3 protein-coding genes are annotated in these 3,662 nt (G+C 30.3%); all 3 read right to left on the reverse strand.

The annotated features are described in order from the left end of the window. Positions 1 to 74 precede the first annotated feature (74 nt). The 3 genes from DNC80_RS15660 to DNC80_RS15670 are packed head-to-tail and all read right to left on the reverse strand — an operon-like array spanning position 75 to position 3,537. Positions 75 to 509: a response regulator gene (locus tag DNC80_RS15660; protein WP_144890635.1), complete on the reverse strand. Its 435-nt coding sequence runs from the start codon at positions 507 to 509 to the stop codon at positions 75 to 77. Beyond that, the gene (locus DNC80_RS15665; protein ID WP_182652016.1) at positions 506 to 2,974 is read right to left on the reverse strand and encodes a PAS domain-containing hybrid sensor histidine kinase/response regulator; all 2,469 of its coding nucleotides are present in this window, start codon (positions 2,972 to 2,974) and stop codon (positions 506 to 508) included. Before DNC80_RS15665 ends, DNC80_RS15660 begins: the two co-directional genes overlap by 4 nt. A gap of 2 nt (positions 2,975 to 2,976) precedes the next feature. Continuing rightward, complete coding sequence (locus DNC80_RS15670; protein ID WP_144891114.1) at positions 2,977 to 3,537, reverse strand: AraC family transcriptional regulator; 561 nt, start codon at positions 3,535 to 3,537, stop codon at positions 2,977 to 2,979. Positions 3,538 to 3,662: the final 125 nt, after the last annotated feature.

The raw sequence follows: 3,662 nt of genomic DNA on the forward strand, positions 1-3,662 counted from the left end.
CTTTAGCTTTCAATTTTAAATATTTTTAAAATTGAAAGCTAAAGCGTAGCTGTACTATAATAGAAGAGAAAAATCTACATTCTATCCATGTACCATTGAAGTTCTTTTTCTAATTTTTGATACTTAAAAATCGTAGAAATTATTTTTTCTAATCGTAAAAAAGCGGTTTCACTTTTTACCACATAATCAAATGCCTTGTGATGCATGCATTGCACTGCAACTTCTATCTTATCCTGAGATGAAAGCATTATGACAGGAATATTTGAATTTAATTCTTTTATTTTATCTAATGTTTGCAAGCCGTTCATAGCACCAATTACAATTCCATCTAGTTGAAAATCAAGGATAACTAAATCTGGTAAATGATTTAAATTTTCTATACACTTTTCGCCAGTAGGATAGGTTTCTATTACAAAATTTGTGTTTTGATTAAATTCAATTTCCAATGATTTTAAAAAAAAAGCATCATCATCTACTAGAAAAATCTTAATTTTATTTTCGTTTATCACTTTTTTGTATTTTTTATAATGTTTAATTCTTCTTCTAATTCTCCACAAGCTTGCAAACAGATTTCTTCTAATTGTAATACTAATTCGTCAATTTCATTTAATTTTTCTTGTGAATTTGCAAACTCCTGAATTCTTTTGGCGATATCCTCAAAGTCAGTACTAATACCCATAATAGAGAATGAAGGAATCATTTTATGTGCTGCTGCAGCCAATAATTGCCAATTTTGTTCTGCAAAACTTTGTTTAATCGTATTTATTAATGTGGGAGTCTGAGCAAGATATAAATCAATCATCTCCATCATAAGCTCTGGATTAGACTTTGTTCTTTGATTTAAATAAACAAGATCAATACATCTTATTTTTTTTACTGTAGTATCAATATTTTCATTCAATTTTGCTGACAATTTTTCTAGTTTAGGTTTTTTAAGAATACCAACAATTTTACTATACAACAACCTTTCATCTACGGGTTTTGCTAGATAGTCATTCATTCCTACGGCTTTACATTTATCTAAATCTACTGTTGTTACATCAGCAGTTAGTGCAATTATAGGTATTTGTGACTGCATTTTAATTCTTATATATTCAGTTGCTTCAAATCCATTCATTTCAGGCATTTGCAAGTCCATTAAAATGATGTCATACGCTTTGTCTTTTAACATTTCAATTGCAATTTTTCCATTTTCTGCAACATCACGTTCAAAACCAAAATCATCTAGAACAGTTTTCATTAACAATTGGTTCAGTGCAATGTCTTCAACCACTAAAACTTTTATGTTCTTAATTTCTGAATCCAGTTCTAGCAAATCATTTTCTAGTGCAGCATTGGCATTTGTCTTTTGAAAACTTAAAGAAAAACTAAAATTAGATCCCTTTTTTATAGTGCTTTTTACTCGAATTTTTCCTCCTTGTAATTCAACAAGCTGTTTAACAATGGCTAATCCTAATCCAGTACCACCATAAATTCTTGAAGTACCACTTGAGGCTTGATTAAAATTTTCAAAAATATGATTTAGTTTGTCCTCTGGTATTCCTATTCCCGTATCCGAAATAGAAAATTCAATAACCACGCGATCATCGTCCTCAAAAACTAGTTGAGCACCTACGGTGATGATACCTTTTTGAGTAAACTTTACTGCATTATTTACGAGGTTCAAAATAATTTGATGCAAACGAACAGGGTCACCCACTAAAACTTTTGGAATGTTTGGATCGTATTCTTTAATAAGTTTTAAGTTTTTTTCTTGAATTTTATTTTCAAATAAATGAAGCATAGATTCAAGCGAAGCATTCAATTTGAAAGGTTTTTTCTCAAAAGTCATTTTACCAGAATCTACCTTGGCAAGGTCCAAGATATCATTAATCAAAACGATTAATGCATCACCACTCATTTTTATAGCATTGATGTATTCTAATTGTTTTACCGTCAAATCGGTTTTTAAAACAACTTTTGTGAATCCAATAATAGCATTCATCGGAGTCCTAATTTCGTGACTCATATTAGACAAAAATTGCTGTTTGGCTTTTACTGCATTTTTAGCAATTATGGCTGCACTTTCGGCATTTTTTTTAGCTTCTTCTGCAATTTCGGTAGCTAATTCAGCAAATACTCGTGCTTCTATCAGGGCTGATGCTATTTTTTTTTGTTCTGTTACATCTCTCGCTACTATAACTACACCAGCCACTTCTCCTTGCGCATCTTTGTATACAGAACCGTTGCAAAGTACATCAGTTAATTTTCCATTTCTGTGCTTTATAGTAAGTGGTAGATTAGAAACGCTTCCTTTATCAAATACTTCTTTATGAACTTCACGAGCATTCTTTTTTTCGGTAAAATAATCAAAGAAATCAGATCCAGTAAGTTCTTCTCTTGACATTCCAGTACTGTTTACCAAGGCCTGATTCATATCCGTAATCTTACCTTTGGTGTTCAAAGTAACTAGCGGATCTTGACTGGCTTCAATTAAACTCAAAGTATACTGAGATGCTAGAATTGCAGAGTTATTGAGTTTTTCAAGTTCTTTATTAAGGTCTTGTTGTTTTTCTTTTTCTTTATGCGCTTCCTCTAATTCAATAGACCATTTTTGTTTTGAGGTTTCCCGAACAACAAAAATAACACCAATTAAATTTCCTTCGTTATCTTTAAAAGGTGTTCCATTACATAAGATGGGTATTAAATTACCAGCTTCATCTTTAAGCTCTAATGCTTGATCGTATAATGATCCTTTTTGGCAAACAATTGATATTAGATTTCGAACTTGCTGAACGGGATGACAATAATCTTCAAAATTTGAATACAGTATATTTTCACGTTCTTTACCAATAATTAATGAAGTTGCTTTGTTGAAATCAATAATTTCACCTTGTATGTTTACAATAAATATAGGCTCTAGTATAGACTCTATTAAATTTCGGTTATACTGAACATCGTTATTTTCCTGGATTTCTCCATTTTTGTAATACATATCTATAAGTTGTTTTTGTGATTTCCAATTTCTTCAATTGGACTTCTCCTTTTATCTTTTAATTTTTTAAAATGTGAAGGAGATAAGCCTGTCACTTTTTTAAACTGGCTCGAAAGATGGGCTACACTACTGTAATTCATTTTCCAAGCAATTTCAGTAATGTTTAATTCTCCGTAAATTATAAGCTCTTTAATGCGCTCAGTTTTATGTGAAATAATAAATTGTTCAATAGTAGTACCTTGAACCTCAGAAAATAAATTTGATAAATAGGTGTAATCATGGTTTAACTGCTGACTTAAATAATCTGAAAAGTTAATTTTAATGACCTCCGTTGAGTGGTGTACCATCTGGATAATGACATTTTTTATTTTTTCTATCAACATAGATTTTTTATCATCCATCAATTCAAGTCCTGAATCAAGAAGTGCAGCTTTTAAGATTTGTCTTTGCTCCATAGATATGTTTTCCATGATTTCGACTTCTCCTAAATCAACAACCACAAAATGGAGTTTCAGCTTTTTTAACTCTTCTTTGACAGCAATTTTACAACGATTGCTCACCATGTATTTAATGTATAGTTTCAAATATATTTATTTAATGTTGTGTTAGTAAATTTTATACAGCTATCAAATAAATTTAATTTTCACAAATACTAATTATTCAGAAAATTAATTTTAGAGCCGTATAA

This window comes from Flavobacterium sp. SOK18b, assembly GCF_014156605.1.
In the GTDB taxonomy this organism is placed as follows: Bacteria; Bacteroidota; Bacteroidia; order Flavobacteriales; family Flavobacteriaceae; genus Flavobacterium; species Flavobacterium tiangeerense.

Bases quoted from the DNA above. Each gene is read 5' to 3' on its own strand.
- DNC80_RS15665 (WP_182652016.1), bottom strand. From the start codon at position 2,974: ATGTATTACAAAAATGGAGAAATCCAGGAAAATAACGATGTTCAGTAT.
- DNC80_RS15670 (WP_144891114.1), bottom strand. From the start codon at position 3,537: ATGGTGAGCAATCGTTGTAAAATTGCTGTCAAAGAAGAGTTAAAAAAG.